The sequence below is a fragment of the Actinophytocola glycyrrhizae genome (assembly GCF_042653545.1).
Taxonomy (GTDB): domain Bacteria; phylum Actinomycetota; class Actinomycetes; order Mycobacteriales; family Pseudonocardiaceae; genus Actinophytocola; species Actinophytocola glycyrrhizae.
Window position 1 is genome coordinate 836,259 of sequence record NZ_JBHSIS010000002.1, and the last position, 17,057, is coordinate 853,315.

14 protein-coding genes are annotated in these 17,057 nt (G+C 71.8%); 3 read left to right on the forward strand and 11 right to left on the reverse strand.

Features of this window, described 5'->3' with window-relative positions; all coding sequences use genetic code 11:
- Nucleotides 1-7 precede the first annotated feature (7 nt).
- From ACFPCV_RS03745 to eccD, 5 genes are read right to left on the reverse strand one after another with little or no spacing between them, the layout of a single operon-like run.
- Entirely contained in the window at nucleotides 8-2,023 is a 2,016-nt protein-coding gene (locus tag ACFPCV_RS03745) for a hypothetical protein (protein WP_378054465.1), read from the reverse strand.
- A gap of 53 nt (nucleotides 2,024-2,076) precedes the next feature.
- The gene (locus ACFPCV_RS03750; protein WP_378054467.1) at nucleotides 2,077-2,367 is read right to left on the reverse strand and encodes a WXG100 family type VII secretion target; all 291 of its coding nucleotides are present in this window, start codon (nucleotides 2,365-2,367) and stop codon (nucleotides 2,077-2,079) included.
- Nucleotides 2,368-2,398: 31 nt separating this feature from the next.
- On the reverse strand, nucleotides 2,399-2,686 hold the full coding sequence (locus ACFPCV_RS03755; RefSeq protein ID WP_378054469.1) for a hypothetical protein: 288 nt from the start codon (nucleotides 2,684-2,686) through the stop codon (nucleotides 2,399-2,401).
- Nucleotides 2,687-2,726: 40 nt separating this feature from the next.
- Nucleotides 2,727-4,061 (reverse strand): type VII secretion protein EccB, encoded by a 1,335-nt coding sequence (gene eccB / locus ACFPCV_RS03760; RefSeq protein ID WP_378054471.1) that lies wholly within the window; start codon nucleotides 4,059-4,061, stop codon nucleotides 2,727-2,729.
- A gap of 49 nt (nucleotides 4,062-4,110) precedes the next feature.
- The gene (gene eccD, locus ACFPCV_RS03765) at nucleotides 4,111-5,562 is read right to left on the reverse strand and encodes a type VII secretion integral membrane protein EccD (RefSeq protein ID WP_378054473.1); all 1,452 of its coding nucleotides are present in this window, start codon (nucleotides 5,560-5,562) and stop codon (nucleotides 4,111-4,113) included.
- 117 nt (nucleotides 5,563-5,679) lie between these two features.
- On the opposite strand from eccD, the gene eccCa reads away from it, so the two are divergent.
- From eccCa to ACFPCV_RS03780, 3 genes are all read left to right on the forward strand, one after another.
- Nucleotides 5,680-9,642 (forward strand): type VII secretion protein EccCa, encoded by a 3,963-nt coding sequence (gene eccCa / locus ACFPCV_RS03770; RefSeq protein ID WP_378054475.1) that lies wholly within the window; start codon nucleotides 5,680-5,682, stop codon nucleotides 9,640-9,642.
- The gene (locus ACFPCV_RS03775; protein WP_378054476.1) at nucleotides 9,639-10,784 is read left to right on the forward strand and encodes a S8 family serine peptidase; all 1,146 of its coding nucleotides are present in this window, start codon (nucleotides 9,639-9,641) and stop codon (nucleotides 10,782-10,784) included. Before eccCa ends, ACFPCV_RS03775 begins: the two co-directional genes overlap by 4 nt.
- A 167-nt stretch (nucleotides 10,785-10,951) precedes the next feature.
- Nucleotides 10,952-11,860, forward strand: coding sequence for a hypothetical protein (locus ACFPCV_RS03780; protein WP_378054478.1), 909 nt, complete (start codon nucleotides 10,952-10,954; stop codon nucleotides 11,858-11,860).
- Between the two features lie 55 nt (nucleotides 11,861-11,915).
- Here ACFPCV_RS03780 and ACFPCV_RS03785 read toward each other — a convergent pair whose 3' ends face one another.
- From ACFPCV_RS03785 to ACFPCV_RS03810, 6 genes are all read right to left on the reverse strand, one after another.
- Entirely contained in the window at nucleotides 11,916-12,596 is a 681-nt protein-coding gene (locus ACFPCV_RS03785) for a DUF899 domain-containing protein (RefSeq protein ID WP_378054480.1), read from the reverse strand.
- A gap of 32 nt (nucleotides 12,597-12,628) precedes the next feature.
- Nucleotides 12,629-13,102, reverse strand: coding sequence for an SRPBCC family protein (locus tag ACFPCV_RS03790; protein WP_378054482.1), 474 nt, complete (start codon nucleotides 13,100-13,102; stop codon nucleotides 12,629-12,631).
- A 3-nt stretch (nucleotides 13,103-13,105) separates the two neighbouring features.
- Nucleotides 13,106-13,432, reverse strand: a complete 327-nt coding sequence (locus ACFPCV_RS03795; RefSeq protein ID WP_378054484.1) for an ArsR/SmtB family transcription factor — start codon at nucleotides 13,430-13,432, stop codon at nucleotides 13,106-13,108.
- A 1-nt stretch (nucleotide 13,433) separates the two neighbouring features.
- Entirely contained in the window at nucleotides 13,434-13,865 is a 432-nt protein-coding gene (locus ACFPCV_RS03800; RefSeq protein ID WP_378054486.1) for an SRPBCC domain-containing protein, read from the reverse strand.
- A 120-nt stretch (nucleotides 13,866-13,985) separates the two neighbouring features.
- Nucleotides 13,986-15,302 (reverse strand): cytochrome P450, encoded by a 1,317-nt coding sequence (locus ACFPCV_RS03805; RefSeq protein ID WP_378054488.1) that lies wholly within the window; start codon nucleotides 15,300-15,302, stop codon nucleotides 13,986-13,988.
- A gap of 75 nt (nucleotides 15,303-15,377) precedes the next feature.
- Complete coding sequence (locus tag ACFPCV_RS03810) at nucleotides 15,378-16,529, reverse strand: endonuclease (protein ID WP_378054490.1); 1,152 nt, start codon at nucleotides 16,527-16,529, stop codon at nucleotides 15,378-15,380.
- Nucleotides 16,530-17,057 lie beyond the last annotated feature (528 nt).

Here is a 17,057-nt window from a genome sequence, read left to right on the forward strand (position 1 = left end):
GAGACGGTCACGCGCCGGGGAGCCCGCCGTTGAAACCGGGATACTCGGTGGTGAACTTCGTCGCGTCGTAGGCCGCGAGGTCGTCGGTGTTCTTGAACACCGCCTTCGCCTCCTCGAGAGCGTCGTGGAAGCTGGACAGCGAGTCGCCGAGGCTGGTGTTCTGGGTGTCGACCGAGCCGCCGAAGCCGCTGCCCTTGTTCACCAGATCCACCGCGGGAGGCCATTTCTGGCCGGAGGGCTGGAGTTTCAACTCGGTACCGAGGTAGACGTCGCCCATGACGACGGAGTCGAACACGCCGGCTTCCACGTCCGCGATCACGTTGATCAGCTGGTTGTACTGGCCCTCGTCGAACTTGACGTTGGGGTCGGGTCCGACGTTGCCGTCCGCCGGCGGGACGGTGGTCTGACCGTTCGTCCCCCCGAGCGTGAAGGGACTGGTGTGGGGATTGGCGCCGACCGACTCGGGGCTGCCGACGACCGCCGGGACGGCCGTGGTGCGGTACGCCGGAGTGGACTGCGAGTTCACCTCGGTCGGGGGCGGGACCGGTGGGTTCCCGGAGCCGTCCTGCTGCGGCCGCGGTGTCGTGACCACCGGCTGCAGCGGGACGGGTGGCGGGGTCCCCGATTCGGTAGGCACCGGCGTCGGCGCCAGCATCCGGTAGCCCCGCGCGGTCTCGGCCGGCTTCGACGGCGACGTGTCGTCCTCGTTCGGCGGGGCGGCCGGGACGAACTGGGCGGCGGGGACGAGCTGGGCGGCGGGGACCGTCTGTCCAGCTGGGACACTGCTCGTGGTCGAGGCAGGCTTTTGCGAGACCAGCCTGGCGGACTGGGCGGGCTTTCCCGGCCCGGGGCCGGAATCGGCGAGCTTCTCGAGCCTGTTCGCCCGCGGCGGCGGTGCCATCGTCTCGCCGGGCGTGTGCTTCGTGGCGTCCGGTGCGCGGTGCCGGACCGCGTACGCGGTCTCGGGTTCGGTGACCGGCCGTTCGTTCACCGACTTCCGCGCGCGCTCGTCGCGCGGTGTGCCGTCCCCCCGGCTGTCCGGGTCGTGCTTGCCGTCGCCCTTGCCGTCGTGCTTGCCGTCGTGGCGGCAGTCGTCCTCGTCGTCGTGCTTACCGTCGCCCTTGCCGCCGTACCTGTCGCCGTGGTCGTCGCCGTGCTCGTTGCCGTGGCGGCCGGGGCGTTGCTCGTCGCCGTCCGGGCCGCAACGGTCGTCATCCTCGTGTTCGCCGCGGCCCGCCGGATCGTCCTGGTCGTCGATGACCGGCACGCCTGTGGCGGTGTCGCCGGACGCCCGGTCGAAGTCGTGGTGGTCGCCGCAGCAGCAGCAACACGAGTCGGATTCTCCGTTCGTGGGGACGGGATCGGTCACGTCGCCCGCGGGCTTGACGGCGCGCTCGAGCCCCCGTGGCTCGCCGTACCCCGCCGGAACAGCCGGATCACCCGAGGGCACATCGTCGTGGACGAGCCGCGGCTCGTTGTCGCGCACCGCGTCCCGGGTGGGCGCGCCGTCGTCGTCGAGCCTCGGCTCACCGTCGTGGGCGCGGTCGTGCCCGCGCTCGAAGGGGCGGTCCTCCTGTCCGTCATGGGTGTCGCCGCAGCACCGGCAGCGCGAACTCTCGAGTGGCTGGAGCGGCTCGATCCCGCCTTCGGCCGGTGTCGTCCGCGCGAGCAGGCCGCGCGGCTCCAGCGGTGTCGCGGGCTCGGCCGTGATCCCGGGCTCCAGGCGCTCGAACGTCCGTGGCACCACCGTTTCCGCCATGGTGGCGGGGATCACCGGCGTGACCGCCTCGTGCGCCGTCACGGCCAAAGGCGCGCCGAACGGTTCGGCGACGGTGTCCGCCGGGAGGTCCGGCACGTCGTCGGTGTCTGCCGGCCCCCGCGGCTCGCCGGGCGTGGCCGGCTGGTGCGACATCGGCATTCCCATCGGCGGCATCATCGGCGTGGTCCCGGCGGGAGCGGACACGTTCGTTTCCGTGACCTGTTTCCTCGCGGGCAGGATCTGCGCCGGATCCGTCTCTCCCACCGAATTCTCCTTTCCAGCCATGCCGTCTACAGGAATGCCGATGTCACCGTGGGTCAGCCGAGGAAGATGCGGGCACCCGACTGGTCGCCACCCTTGAAGATCTCGTGGATGTTGACCGACGAGACCGAGGTGAGGTTGATCCGCTGGGTCATCTCCGCGTAGGCGGAGTTCCACTGCTGCTGGTTCTCCAGCCAGATGGGCGCGGCCTGGCCCCACGTCGCCTGGGGGATGTTCCTCAGGGAGGTGTTGAGCTCCTCGATGATGGTGCCGAGCTGGCCGACTGCCCGGTAGAGCTGCTCGTTCACGTCGAGGTAGCCGTCGTGGTTGACGTCGAACGCGGTCATGGGTGGGTCCCTTCTGGAAACGTGGGGCCGGCTACTGGGCCGCGCCGCCGGTCTCGACCTCGATGTTGCGGTTGAGCTGGAGCAGGCCCTGCGCCTTGGTGTTCAGCTCGGACAGCTGCGTGACGATCTTCTGGTAGTCGGAGCTCCAGTCGCCGAGCAGTCCGGCGAGCTTCACCCCGGACGTGGAGTTGTTGACCACCGGCATCTGACCGGAAATCCCGAGCACGGCACTGTTCACCTGGTTCATCTGGCCGAGCGCGGTTTCGGTGGCGCCGATGACGTGCAGCAGCATCCCGTCGTCGTAACCGTATTTCGCCATCAGAAATCTCCTCCTTCGTTGGTTTCATGACTCGCCGGCGCTAGCCGATGAGGTCGAGCACCGGTCCGGTCGGCAGCAGCGCCAACAGCTCCGCGGGGACCAGCTGGGCCGCGTCGATCGAGAACCCGAGTGCTTCCGCCGCCTTCTCGTCGGCAACCGGGAACTTCGCGCCTGCTTCGGTGACCAGGTAGACACCCGCGCCCGGGACGCCGGGCGCCGGGCGGGTGCGGGCGAGCAGACCCGCGCCGGGGGCGACCTCGACGAGGTCGGCCACCCGGCCGTCCCGCGTCACCCCGACCGGGTCCGACGAGGACCCGCTCATGCCCGGCGCGGCGACGAGCGCCGCCCGGTCGTCCTGCCAGCGCACGCAGGGCACCTGACCGGAGAGGTCCATCGCGGCGGGCGGGCTCGGCGGCAGTTCGGACTGCCACACCGGCGCGGGCAGCACGTTCTGGGCGGCGAGCTGCGCCGGTGTGATCGCGACGGCCGGCTGCCGCGGCACGTCCGGCTCGGCGCCGAGCAGCGTCGCGACCGTCCGCGACACCGGCACCAGCCCGCCTTCCGCGACGACGAACGTCTTGTCCCCCACCGCGTCCGGCACGGTCACCAGCTGGCCGCGCACGGTCGGCCGGCCGGCGACCACCGGACCGGCGCCGCCGTGCGTCACCGGTGGCGGCCCGAGGTCCGGGCCGGACGGCAAGGTGTTGAGCCAGGCCGAATCGACCGGCACGGCCGCGGCCGGGTCCATGCCGAGCGCGCGCGGCACCCACGGCGCGGTGATCCGCAACCGGGTGCCACCCCACGCGAGGTACCGCTCGCCGCCCACACTGACCAGCACTGCTTCGTCCTCGCTCACCTCGCTGAGGCCGGGCAGGTCGCCGACGGTGATCGAGACGTCCGGGTCCTTGTCGTCGACCCCCGCGCACACCGTCCACGGCTGGTTCGACGGGCCGGCAGGCGGAAGCGTGTCGGGGGCGCCCGCGATGCCGATCGGCGCACCTTTGGGGAACCCGGCCAGGTCTGCCGAGCCGACCGTCGCGACCGGCGGGCTGCCCTCGACCAGCAACCGCGCGGACGCGTAGTTGAGCACCGGCCGCAGCCGACCGTCGATCAGCAGATAGCGGTTGCCGGAGTCCTCGTCGACCACCAGGGTGCCGGGGGTCTCCCGCCACGCGTCGCTCCCCCGGCCGGTGAACAGGGCGACGATCAGGACGATCGCCATGACGAGGATCGCGATGCCGATGCCACCCGCCATGCCGACGGTGGTCCGCCGCAGCGGCCGATCCGGTGCGTCCGGGTCCGTGCGCAGCACCGCCGCCAGGATCCGGCCTGCCAGGAACGAATGAGCTTCGACCTGCTCGCGCCTGCCGTACATCAGCGCCCTCCTTTCCCTTTCCGCACACGGTTCCCACGACGCGAAAGGTTCACAGCCACGACGCGACCCACCCGTAGAAGCCGGTCACGGTCAGCACCAGCGCGAGGACGGCGAGCGCACAGCACCAGTGGAGGATGTCGCCGAAGCGGCCCCAGCGCGGCACGAGCCTGCGGCCGGGCAGCACCTGCGCACCGGCCACGGCGTTGCCGACCAGGCCGAGCAGTCCGACGATCACACACACCTGCCCGAGCAACGGCAGGTCCGCGGCCCAGCGCAGCAGCAGGGAGGTCATGGCCGCGCAGGCGGGCACCAGCGCGGCGACGCGGTGCCAGGCGCCGGACAGCTCGCGCGCCTGCAGCAGCAACAACACGGCGACGACGAGCGTGAGCGCGATCGTGTCCCACTCGAGCCGCGCCGAGACGACCAGCAGTGCGACCGCGCCGACCGCGCCGAGCGCGACCATGAACGCGGTCAGGTGCGCGTCTGCGCGCGCCGCCCGGTCGAGGACATCCTTGCTGGGCAGGGGGTCGAGGCCCTTCTGGAACTCCTCGGCGGTGGTCGGCACCGGTTCCGCCGCGAGCCCGGCCAGCCACGCGGCGAGCTGCGGCGCGGCCCGTGTCACGGCCAGTACCATCGCCACCAGCACGGACGCGGTGGCCGGCGCGCTCAGCCCGATCAGCAGTCCGGTCACACAGCCGAGCGCGGTCAGCACCGCCGCGCAGGCCACCGCGAGGAAGCCGGCGTTCGCCACCCCGAGCGCGGCACGCGCGATGGCCGCGCCCGCCGCGACCGCCACCGCGGCGGCGAGCACGCCGGCGCCGGTGACCCAGTCCGCCGCGGTCGCCGCACCGGCGGGCATCGCCAGTCCCGCCACGCCGATCGCGACCACGCCCACCGAACCGAGCGCCGTCGCGGCGCCCCGGTCGTCGAGCAGACGCGCCGCCGCCGCGCCGCCCGCGATGAGCACCAGCCCGACCCCGGCCGAGCTGATCGCGGTGGTGGTCCCAGCGGCCGCGAACGCGGTGACCAGTACCGCGAGCAGCCCGCACAGAGCGGCGAGGCCGATGCAGGCGCGCCGGGTCAGCACGGGCCGCCAGCTGTCCGCGCGTGTGGACAGTCCGGTGTGGATGCCGTCGACCAGGTCGTCGAAGTCGGCGAGCGGCAGCTGGTCGTCGCGTGGCCGCAGGTGCAGGACGTCGCCGTCGTACAGGCCCGCGGCGGCCGTGCCGTGGTCCTCGGCGAGCGGCGCCTCGCCGAGCTTCTGCAGTACCCAGCCGCCGTGCGCGAGGCCGGTCGTGGCGAGTGCCGGGTCGAGGTGCCCGAGGACGGTGGGCATCAGGTCGGCGATCGGCACGTGTGCCGGCACCGCCAGCTCCACCCGTGAGGCCGGGCCGCAGATGGTGAGCCGGCACATCTCCCCGGAACCACCGGCCGGCTGGTTCGGTTGGTTCGGCTGGTTCTGCTGCGTGGTCACCGCGCCGTTCGAGTTCGTCGCCGCCATACCCCTGACACGGCGGCGCGCTCGCGGAAGGTTCACCGGTCGCACGGGACTGAACCATCCGGCGCCCCGCGGGCCGTGTAGGGGGTGGACCGGGCACACGACGAGGAGCCGACCGCGATGACGACGACCTTGTTCCGCAGGCCGAGCCGGGAGCAGCCACCGGAGATGCCGAGCGGGGACCTGTCACTGCAGGAACCGCCCGCGCTGCCGGAGACCGTCGGCCGGGACTTCCTGTCCGCGCTGATGATGCTGCCGATGATGTTGGGCAGCGGCGTGTTCATGCTCATCTACATCGCGCCGAGCAACCCGGTGCTCGGGCTGAGCCTGTTCGGCCTGATGCTGCTGATGGGCCTGATGATGTTCGTCGTCTCGATCGCGCGCGGCGGCAGCGAGCGCCGGGGCAAGATGCGCGGTGAGCGGCGGGACTACGTGCGTTACCTCGGCCAGGTCCGCGTCCAGGTGCGGGCGGCGGCGGCCCGGCAGCGGGAGTCGCTGTCCTGGCGCCACCCCGACCCCGGCGGGTTGTGGACCGTGGCGATGACCGGCAGGCTGTGGGAACGTCGCGCCGCGCACGGCGACTTCGCCGAGGTGCGGATCGGCACCGGCGCGCAGCGGCTCGCGATCCGGATGACCCCGCTCAACACCAAGCCGATCGCCGACCTCGAGCCGTTGTCCGCGCGGGCGCTACGCCGGTTCATCAACGCGCACAGCACGGTCCCCGGCCTGCCGACGTCGCTGTTCCTGCGCGGGTTCGCCAAGGTCCGGTTCTCCGGCGACGAGGACGCGATCCGGGCCGTGACCAGGGCCGTGATCGCCCAGCTGGTCACGTTCCACTCACCGGAGGACCTGCGGCTCGCGGTGTGCGCCGAGCCGGGCCGGGTCCATCTGTGGGACTGGGTGAAGTGGCTGCCGCACGCCCAGCACCCGGTCGAGCAGGACGGCGCCGGACAGGCGCGCCTGCTGGCCGACGGCGTGGACGCGCTCACCGAGCTGCTCGACGCGGAGCTCGGTGAGCGCGGCAGGTTCGAGGCCGCGTCCTCCCCCAGCGCGGACGAGCCGTACGTGGTGGTCGTGCTCGACGGCGTCGAGGTGCCCGCCGAGTCGCGGCTGGCGGGCACCGGGTACCGCAACTCGGTGGTGCTGGACACCTCCGGCGCGCTGGCGGGCGCGGCGGGCCGCACGACGCTGCGGCTGGACGTCTCCGCGGAGCAGGTGGAGATGGTGCGCACCGACCGCACCGGGCAGGAGGTGCGCACCTCGCTGTGCACCCCGGACCTGCTGAGCATGCCAAAGGCCGCGACGCTGGCGCGGATCATCTCCCCGTACCGGCTCGGCGGCACCACCGACGTGGCCGAGCCGATGGTGGCGAACTTCGAGCTGCCACAGCTGCTCGGCGTCACCGACCTCGACACGTGGGACCCGGCGACGCTGGCACGCACCGGGCTGACCCGCGACCGCCTCCGGATCCCGTTGGGCATCACGGAAAGCGGCGGTCCGATCGAGCTGGACATCAAGGAGTCCGCGCAGGGCGGCATGGGCCCGCACGGGCTGCTGATCGGCGCCACCGGCTCCGGCAAGAGCGAGCTGCTGCGCACCATGGTGCTTGGCATGGCGATGACGCACTCGTCGGAGGTGCTGAACTTCGTGCTCGTCGACTTCAAGGGTGGCGCTACGTTCCTCGGTCTCGACCGGCTCCCGCACGTGTCCGCGGTCATCACCAACCTCGCCGACGAGGCGACGCTCGTGACGAGGATGCAGGACGCACTGCACGGGGAAATGGTGCGGCGCCAGGAGTTCCTGCGGTCGGCGGGCAACTACAGCTCGCTCCTGGACTACGAGAAGGCGCGGCTGTCGGGCACGCCGCTCGACCCGCTGCCGACGCTGTTCGTGATCGTCGACGAGTTCTCCGAGCTGCTCGCGTCCAACCCGGACTTCGGTGAGCTGTTCGTGATGATCGGCCGCCTCGGCCGCTCGCTCGGCGTGCACCTCCTCCTCGCCTCGCAACGTGTCGACGACGGCCGCATGCACAAGCTGGAGAGCCACCTTTCCTACCGGATCGGCCTGCGCACGTTCTCCGCGATGGAGAGCCGGTCGGTCATCGGTGTGCCGGACGCGTACCAGCTGCCGAGCGCGCCGGGCAACGGCTACCTGCGCAGCGACGTGGCCACGCTGATCCGGTTCAAGGCCGCCTACGTCTCCGGCCCGCACCGCAGGCGCACCCGCGAGCAGCGGCAGGAGGAGGTGCGCAGGCAGGTGGTCCCGTTCGGGGTCGGCAAGCTCCCCGCGAGCGTCACGTCGCCACCCGCGCCGCTGCCCGCCGACGGGGACGGCCAGGACGACACGGAGACCGGCGAGTCGGTCCTGTCGGTCGTGGTGGACAAGCTGATCGGGCACGGCCCGCCCGCGCACCAGGTGTGGCTGCCGCCGCTGGCCGACCCGCCGTCGCTGGACCAGCTGCTGCCACCGCTCGTGCCCGATCCCGAGCGCGGGCTCACCGCGGCGGGCTGGCCGGGCTGCGGCAGGCTCGTGGCGCCGGTCGGCGTGGTGGACAAGCCGTTCGAGCAGAGCCGCGACCTGCACGTGGTGGACCTGTCCGGGCCCGGCGGGCACGTCGGCATCGCGGGCGGCCCGCAGTCCGGCAAGAGCAACCTGCTGCGCACCCTGATCGCGGGGATCGCGCTCACCCACACCCCGGCCGAGGCGCAGTTCTACTGCCTCGACTTCGGTGGCGGCACGCTGTCCGCCCTGGACGGTCTGCCGCACGTCGGCGGCGTCGCCGGGCGGCTGCAGGCCGAGCGCGTCGCACGCACGATCGCCGAGGTGCAGACGTTGCTGGCGCACCGCGAGCAGGTCTTCGCCGAGCACGAGGTGGAGAGCATGGCCGCCTACCGCGAGCGGCGCGCGAACGGCGAGTTCGCCGACGACCCGCACGGCGACGTGTTCCTCGTCGTCGACGGCTGGGGTGCGCTGCGGACGGAGTTCGAGCAGCACGACATGGCGCTGCGGCAGCTCGCGGGCCGCGGCCTCGCATACGGGGTGCACCTGGTGCTGACCACGAACCGCTGGTCCGATGTCCACAGCGCACTGCGCGACCAGCTCGGCACCCGCCTGGAGCTGCGTCTTGGCGACTCGATCGACTCGGTGATCAACATGCGCAAGGCCGCGCAGGTGCCGCAGATCCCGGGCCGCGGCATGACCCCCGACCAGATGCACTTCCTCGCGGGTGTGCCGCGCATCGACGGCGTGGCGGGCACCGACGGGCTCGCCGACGCGACCCGTGACCTCGGCGCGGCCGTCGCGGAGAGCTGGGCGGGTCCCGGCGCACCCGGGGTGCGGATGCTCCCCGCCGTGCTGGACGTGGCGGAACTGCCGGCACCGCAACCGGGTCCGAAGGTGCCGCTCGGTGCGGGCGAGCTGGACCTGCAGCCGGTGTGGCACCACTTCGGCGACCGCCCGCACCTGACGGTCGTCGGCGACAGCGGCAGCGGCAAGACCGCGGCACTGCGCCTGATCGCGCGGGCCATCACGGCCGTCTACAGGCCGGAGGAGGCGCAGATCCTGGTCGTCGATCCGCGCCGCACGCTGCTCGAGTCGGTGCCCGACGCCTACCGGCGCGGTACCGCGGTGTCCGCGCCGGCGGCCGAGTCGCTGGTGCGCGAGGTGACCGAGGAGCTGAAGGCACGCGTGCCGGGCACCGACATCACCCCGGCGCAGCTGCGCAGGCGGGACTGGTGGAGCGGCCCCGAGATCTTCGTGCTGGTCGACGACTACGACCTGCTGCTCGGCCCCGCAGGCGGCCCGTTCCAGACCCTCGTGGAGCTGGTGCCACAGGCCGGTGACATCGGCCTGCACATGGTGATGGCCCGCGCCGCGGCCGGTTCGAGTCGCTCGGCGATGGAGCCGGTGACGCGGCGGCTGCAGGAGTCCAACACCCCGGAGCTGGCGCTGTCCATGCCGCCCAACGAGATGCCACTGCTCAACGGCGCGCGGGGCAGGCAGCTGCCGCCCGGCCGGGCGGTGCTCGTCACCCGCCGCGACGCCATCGGCCTGCAGATCGGCTGGACGGAGGAGCCGGCGTGAAGGTGATCCTGATCGGCGCCGTCCTCGGCGTGACCGCCGCGTTCACCCCGGTGCTCCCGACCGCCGGCGCCGCCCAACCCCCGGTGGGCCAGTGCACACCGCCGTCGGAGACCGCGATCACGCACGAATCGTGGGCGCAGCAACGGATGGGCGCGGACCGGGCGTGGCCGCTGACGAGCGGCGACGTGCTCGTCGGGGTGGTCGACACCGGCGTGAGCGCGACGACACCCGCGCTCGCTGGCGCGGTGCTGCCCGGCACGGACCTGCACGGCGGTCCCGGCGACGACGACTGCTTCGGGCGCGGCACGTTCATCGCGTCGCTGATCGCCGCGCGGGAGAGCGACGACCCGGACGTCCCGTTCGCCGGGGTCGCGCCGGGCGCGCGGATCTTCCCGGTCCGGGTCAGCGACGACCCGCCCAAGATCCTGGACCACGCCGGGCTCGCACGAGCGATCGGCGAGGGGATCGTCGCGGCGGTCGACGGTGGCGCCCGGGTGGTCGCGGTCGGGCTGGTGGCCACACTGGACATGCCGGAGCTGCGGGCCGCGGTCGCGTACGCGGCCGAGCGGGACGTGCTGGTCGTGGCGTCCGCCTCGGTGCCCAAGCGGGGGCAGCTCGCGTTCCCCGCGCGGATCCCCGGTGTGGTCGCGGTGGCCCCGGTCGGTCCGGACGGGCCCACCACGTCACCGGTGTACGGGGCGGACCCCACGATCGCCGCACCGGCACAGGACCTGATCGGTGTCGCCCCGCGCGGTGCCGGGCACCGGGTCGCGTCTGGCGACGAGCTCGCCGTCGGGTACGTGGCCGGGACGGCGGCGCTGGTCCGCGCGTACTACCCGGCGCTGTCGGCACGCGAGGTCGCCGACCGGTTGACGGGCACGGCCGACCAGCCCTCGACGCCGTTGCCGAACAAGCTGGTCGGCTACGGCGTCGTCGACCCCTTCGCTGCGGTGACGATCGTGCGCAACGCCGACGCGGCACCGACCCCGGCGGCCGAGGACCTCACCGTCCCCAAGCCGCCCGCGCCGGACGAGGCACCGGCGAACAGGGCGCTGTGGCTCGCGGGTGGTGTCACCGCGGCGGCGCTGCTGCTCGCCGGTCCGACGGTCGCGGCGGCCGCGCGCCGCCGCCGTGCCACCTGACTGTCCCGAAGTGGACTGATCCACGCCGCCCACTCCGGTTCGGCGTGAGGATCACTCTCCGGTCGCTGAAGCGCACGGGATTGGCGCTGTTCGGCCGATTGTGGCCGTGCCGCCACCCGTTGATGCTCGAAGTGGAACGCCCATTTTGGCCGGAGACGGAGACGCCCGTGACGGATGTAGCGACGGAACCGAGACAGTCGACCCGCAACGGCGTGGCCGTCGTGGCGAGCGTGGCAGCGGGCATCCTGCTCGCGATCCTGTGGTCCTACGAACTCGTCGACAGCGTGATCGGCGACAACGTGGCGAACACGCTGCTCGGCCACGAGGCGAAGGCGACGCCGATCACGGGGGCCGGCGCCGGGCTGCTGTTCGCGTTCGTCTCCGGGTTCGCGGGCACGTTCACCGCGTGCAACATCGCGATGGCCGCGTCGGTCGGGCCGATGAGCCAGGCAGGGCAAGGGGAACGCGCGAACGCGTTGCGTGCGCTGCTCCGTCCGCTCGGCGCGTTCACGGCGAGCATGGTCGCGGTGTCGGCGGTGTACGGCTTCGTCGGTGTCCTGCTCGGCGACACGCTCCCCCAGCTGTCCACGGCGATGATCGGTGACATGCCGGTGCGGCTGATCCAGTCGTCGGTCGTGTTCGGCCTCGTCGGACTCGGGTTCGTCTACCTCGGGCTGGCCGCGCTCGGCGTCGTGCGGGACGTCTTCGCGGACCGGCCGACGGCGCGGGTGGTGGCGCTCGGCGCGCTGGTCGGCGCGTTCCTCATCGGCAGGCCGTACGGGATGTTCGTGAAGCTGTTCGACTGGGCCGCCGAGACCGGCAACCCGTTGTACGGCGCCGCCACGTTCGCGCTGCAGTCCATCGGCAACATCGTGATCGTGACGGTGCTGTTCGCGTTGCTGATCGTCGGCACCCGCGGCCGCTTCCTGACCTGGCTCGCGGGCAGCCCGCGCCGGATGAGCCTGGTCAGCGGGACGCTGCTGCTGGCGCTCGGCGTGTTCACGGTCGTGTACTGGGACCTGCGCGTGCCGTCGATCTTCGGCTTCGGCTGGTTCCCGGAGATGCCGTACAACTGACGCCTCGAAGGTGCCCGACCGGGCGTTGAACATCCCGGCGGGCACCTTCGTGGCGTTACTCGGCGCCGTACGCGTCGTGCCAGTTCCACCAGTCGTACGGCGGGGTCCGCGGGTAGCCCTCCGGTGAGTCCTCCCACGCCTCCTGGCGTCCGAGCGCGGTGATGTCGAGGTAGGACCAGGTGCTGCCCATGGCCTCGTCGCCGCGGTTGTTGACGAAGTACGTGCGGTACACGCGGTCGCCGTCGCGGATGAACGCGTTGGTGCCGTGCCATTCCGCGACCCCGAAGTCGGCGTCGAAGTCGTCGAGCATCGTGTACCAGGGCATCGTCCAGCCCATGCGGGCCTTCACCCGTGCGATGTCCTGCTGCGGTGCGCGGGACGCGAACACCAGGCTGGTGTCGCGGGCGTGCAGGTGCCGGACGTCGGCCACCTGGTCGGCCACCAGCGAGCAGCCCTTGCACGCGTGGTCGGGCCAGCCGTGCACACCGGGTTCGAGGAACGCGCGGTACACGACCAGCTGGCGCCGCCCGGCGAACAGCCCGGACAGGCTCACCTTCCCGTCGGGCCCCTCGAACGCGTACTCCTTGTCCACCGCCTGCCACGGCATCCGCCGCCGTGCCGCGGCCATCGCGTCGCGGGCGCGGGTCAGCTCCTTCTCCTTGACCAGCAGGCGTTCCCACTCGGTCTGCCACTCGCCCGCCGAGACGACCCCCGGCGTTGTCATGGCTGTTGTCATGGGCTCTGTCATGGGCTCGGTCGTCGGCTTGGTCACGGCGCTGTCACCACCGGGTCGGGCACCTGGTGGGTGCCGTTCACGTTCGGGCGGCCCGTGCCGGTGGTGATCAGTTCCGGCAGGCTGGTCCCGACGTAGAAGCCCCACGCGTTGACGCACACGTCGAAGCACTCGTACTCCGGCACCAGGCCGTGGTGTGTGAAGCGGACCTCGGTGCCGTCGCCGGACTCCGCGATCTCGAACGTGACGGTGGTGCCGATCCACTCCGACTTGTCGGTGGTGAAGGCGAAGTGGTTGTCGAGCACGAGCCAGCCGACCCTGCGGTCCGGCACCACCTCGGTCACCCGGATCCGGCAGGTGTGCAGGTCCCGCATGTGGTAGTCGAACTCGTCGCCGACCGCCGCGGTGCCGCCCTCGATCTCCTCCGACCACCACCCGCGCACGTTCGTGACGGCCGAGAAGACCTCCCCGGGTGTCCTGTCGACGGTGAAACTGGTTGTGAAGCTCATGGTTCATCCCTCCAGATGTCTGCGTAGCGCGTCGAGGCGGCCGTCCCAGTCACGGGCGAGGGCGGCCAGGTACTGCTGCGCCACCTGCATCGGCGCGGAGTCGAGCCGGTAGCGCACGCGGCGGCGCTCCCCCGGCTCGGCGCACACCAGCCCGGCCTCGGTCAGCAGGTTGAGGTGTTTGGCGATCGCCTGCCGGGTGATCGGCAACCGCGCTGCGAGGTCGGTGGCCGTCGCCGGGCCACCCGACGCCAGCGCGGACAGGATGGCCCGCCGGGTCGGGTCGGCCAGCGCGACGAAGACCTGTTCGGCGACCGCCTCGGTGTCCGCCATCTCAGGCGGCGTCGAGATAGGCGACCAGCTCGTCCAGCTCACTCTTCCAACCGTGGGTGTTGCCGTCGAACGCCTTGTGGTGCGCGTCGTCCGGCAGCTGCGCGAAGCCGGTCTCGACCACGGTCAGCCGGGTGCCGCCGCCGAGTGGCTCCAGCGTGAACTCGACGTACGTGCGACGCGGGTCGTCCTCGGGCAGCCCGTAGATGTGCCAGGTGAACGCGAACACCGAGGGCTCCTCGACCCGCTCGACCCGCATGCTGGCCGTGTCGCCGCTGTCCCAGCTCATCTTCGCCGCGCCACCCGGCCGCAGGTCGATCGTCGCCTGGTTGCCGAACCACGTGCCGAGCCCCTCCGCCGTGGTGAGCGCGGCCCACACCTTCTCGCGCGGCTGCTTGAGCTCGACCACGCGCTCGATTCGATCCGGGAACCCCATGTCCTGCCTCCATCGTGTAGCAACTCAACGGTTGCTACATTATTGCAACCAATCGGTTGCGTCAACCACCAACACCACGGCGCCAAGGCGTGCTGAGAGCACGCAACAACTGCCAGGGAGTCAGCCGCCGAGGCGTACCGGCAGCCGCTCGAAGCCGCGGAGGATGCGGGTGCTCCGGCGGGTCGCGCCGGGCAGGCGGCGCAGGTGCGGGTACCGGTCGAACAGCGTGCGCAGGCCGACTTCGCCTTCCATCCTGGCCAGTGCGGCGCCCAGGCAGTAGTGCCGTCCCGAGGAGAACGAGATGTGCTCACGGGCGTTGTCCCTGCGCACGTCGAACCGCGCCGGGTCGGTGAACACGGCCGGGTCGCGGTTCGCGGCGGCGAGGATCGTGGTCACCAGCGCGCCCTTCGCCACCGGCACCCCGGCCACCTCGGTGTCCTGGCGGCACGTCCGGCCGGTCAGCAGCACCGGCGGGTCCAGGCGGAGGATCTCGTCCACTGCGTTCGGCCAGCACGCCGGATCGCCGGCGAGCACCTCGAGCTGGTCGGGGTGGTCGTGGAGCAGGGCCACCCCGTTGCCGAGCAGGTTCACGGTGGTCTCGAACCCGGCGGCGAGCACCAGGCCCGCGGTGGCCCGCAGCTCCAGGTCGTCGAGACCGACACCGTCCTCACGGGCCGCGACCAGCTGGCTCAGCAGGTCCTCGCCCGGCTGGTCACGCAGGTGGTCGAGGTGGCGGGCGAGCCAGGTGTCGAAGGCGGTGAGCGCCGCCTCGACCGCCCGGAACTGCCGCCACGGCAGGCCCATGTCGAGGCTCGGCGCCGCCGCGGAACCCAGCCGCAGCACCTGCTCCCGGTCCTGCGGCGGCACCCCGAGGATCTCGGCGATCACCGTGACCGGCAGCAGGCTGCAGTAGGTCTCGACGAGGTCGGCCGGCCCGGTGGGGTCGATGGCGTCGAGCAGGCCGTTCGCGATCTCCGCGACCCGGCCGCGCAGGTTCTCCACCGCGCGCACGGTGAACACGCGGGTGACGAGCCTGCGGTAGCGGGTGTGGTCGGGCGGTTCGGTGACCAGCAACGACGGCGGCGCGACGGGGTGGATGAACTCAGCCGCCGACCAGTCGGCCAGCCGCCCGGGCAGCCGGTTCGAGTCGGGCGCGATGCCGCTGCGGAAGTCGTTGCTCGTCAACACTTCCCGCACCGTCGCGTGGCTCGCGGTGAGGTAGGAGAAGGCGCCCTTGTGCAGTGGCCCGCGCCCGCGGATCTCGGCGAAGAGGCCGGCCAGCTCGGCCGTCGACTCGGTCCCGGAGCCGGCGAACAGCCGCGCCTGCAGGTCACCGCGGCGCGCGGCGGCCAGCAGCGCGGCACGCGGCAGCCCGTGCAGCAGGCCCCATCGCACTACGGGTTTGACCACGTTCCCGACCTGGCCCGCGAGCGTCATGTTCGTCCCCTCCCCGGTTGGTACTGGCGCGTACCAAGGGTACGCCGTCCCACGGGGAGGGGCCGAGCCCTGACCTCAGTTCCAGATCGCCCGCGCCCACTCCGGGTGGTCGACGAACGGGTTGCGGTTGTGCTGGAACCGGTCGTAGATCACCTGGTTGCGGCGCTTCTCGAACGCGTCCGGCGGGTCCTGTGCGTGCCACGCCAGCAACACCGGCAGCTTCCCCATGTAGGGCGCCGACCCGTTGCCGACGGAGTTGTTCATCTCCAGGTTGGCGAAGCCGTCGCCGCCCTCGTAGCGGACCGCCATGTAGAAGATCATCCGAGCCACGTCGCCCTTGACCGCGTTGCGGGGCTCGAAGGAGTCGGCGTCGGTGTAGCTGTCCGGCGCCTCGCCGACGGCAGAGCCGCCGTTGTCGAAGTCCTTGTTGCCGCGGGCGCCGTTGACGGTCACGTCCTCGGGCCGCAGGTGGTGGACGTCGGTGCCGGGGCCGGTCGCGGTGCCGAAGTCGCCGTGGGACTTGGCCCACACGTGCTCGCGGTTCCAGTCGTCGGCGTCGCCGCCGTTCGTGGTCTTCGACTGGGAGCGGCCGGAGTACAGCAGGACGACGTTGCCCGCGTTGGCCGGGTCCTGGTCGGTGACCTTCAGCGCGTCCCACACCTGCGAGTAGCTCAGCTTCGTGTTGGTGCTGATGATCGAGTGCAGCTCGGCCTTCAGCGCGGTGCCCGTGAGGCCGATCGCGGACCGGTAGTAGGTGTCGTCGTAGTCGCCGTCGCCCTCGCCCGGCGGGTCCGTTGGCGGCGGGGTGGTGCCGTCCGCCCGCGTGATCGCGGTCGGGGACTTCAGCCCCGGGTGGGAGAAGTACGCCGAGAGCGACCCGGTGACGTCGAGCCGGTCGCCCATCAGGTCCGGATTGGACCGCAGACCGTATGCCGCGCGGAACGCGGCCGTCACCTGCACGTAGAGCATCCGTGCCGTGCTGGTCTCGCCCGGCGAGTCCGCGAGCGCGATGGCGTAGTCGGACGGGAACGCCGACGTGACAACGGTGTTGGTGGCGGTCGGCTGACCGACGACGTATCCCCGGACGGTCGCCGGCGCGCCGGTCTGCCGATCCACGGCCTGGGCGACGGTGAGCGGTGTGGCCGCTGCCGCACCCGATGGCACCTGTAATACGGCGATGGCCAGCGCGGCGCCCACCACGGACGCGAGCAGCGGCCATCGCCTCATGCGAGCGATGTGCACGAGTGCTTCCCTTCCCCGACTTGTAAGGGAAGAGTCGCACGAAAATTTCCACCAAGAAGCGCCCGAATGGAGCAGTTCTCCACGGTGACCGCGCGCTGGAACCGTTGGTGGCACTGGAAGAAACGTCGCGGTACCCAGGACGTTGCCGTCACGTCACCGGACGGTCACCTCCACCGCACCCCTTCGGCACGCCGCAGAAAATCTATGGCGGCCGGAGTAGACATTCGATGACGGATGGGTGTAGTGTTCTACTCGTACCGAGAGAGACAACGTCGATCAGACGCGGGAGATGACGGAACTACCCGCGAGGTGGACAAGACGGTCAGACCGCACGGAGCCAGGCAAGAGATGGGCTCGGCGCGGTGACCAGGCAGTACCGATGCAGGACGCGGGCGGAGATCGCGCGCTCGCGGAGTGAGGTAGTAGCAGTACGCAGAAATTAGTAGGCAGTGAAGGCGGTCAGGTGCACCGGAGCCGATCAGTGAAGGGGCTCTGGAGCAGTGACCAGCGAGG

Excerpts from the sequence above, each read along its gene's own strand:
- ACFPCV_RS03805 (WP_378054488.1), bottom strand. The coding sequence starts at position 15,302 with ATGACGCTCGCGGGCCAGGTCGGGAACGTGGTCAAACCCGTAGTGCGA.
- ACFPCV_RS03750 (WP_378054467.1), bottom strand. The coding sequence starts at position 2,367 with ATGACCGCGTTCGACGTCAACCACGACGGCTACCTCGACGTGAACGAG.
- eccB (WP_378054471.1), bottom strand. The coding sequence starts at position 4,061 with ATGTACGGCAGGCGCGAGCAGGTCGAAGCTCATTCGTTCCTGGCAGGC.
- ACFPCV_RS03795 (WP_378054484.1), bottom strand. The coding sequence starts at position 13,432 with ATGGCGGACACCGAGGCGGTCGCCGAACAGGTCTTCGTCGCGCTGGCC.
- eccD (WP_378054473.1), bottom strand. The coding sequence starts at position 5,562 with ATGGCGGCGACGAACTCGAACGGCGCGGTGACCACGCAGCAGAACCAG.
- eccCa (WP_378054475.1), top strand. The coding sequence starts at position 5,680 with ATGACGACGACCTTGTTCCGCAGGCCGAGCCGGGAGCAGCCACCGGAG.
- ACFPCV_RS03790 (WP_378054482.1), bottom strand. The coding sequence starts at position 13,102 with ATGAGCTTCACAACCAGTTTCACCGTCGACAGGACACCCGGGGAGGTC.
- ACFPCV_RS03755 (WP_378054469.1), bottom strand. The coding sequence starts at position 2,686 with ATGGCGAAATACGGTTACGACGACGGGATGCTGCTGCACGTCATCGGC.
- ACFPCV_RS03785 (WP_378054480.1), bottom strand. The coding sequence starts at position 12,596 with ATGACAACAGCCATGACAACGCCGGGGGTCGTCTCGGCGGGCGAGTGG.
- ACFPCV_RS03800 (WP_378054486.1), bottom strand. The coding sequence starts at position 13,865 with ATGGGGTTCCCGGATCGAATCGAGCGCGTGGTCGAGCTCAAGCAGCCG.
- ACFPCV_RS03810 (WP_378054490.1), bottom strand. The coding sequence starts at position 16,529 with ATGAGGCGATGGCCGCTGCTCGCGTCCGTGGTGGGCGCCGCGCTGGCC.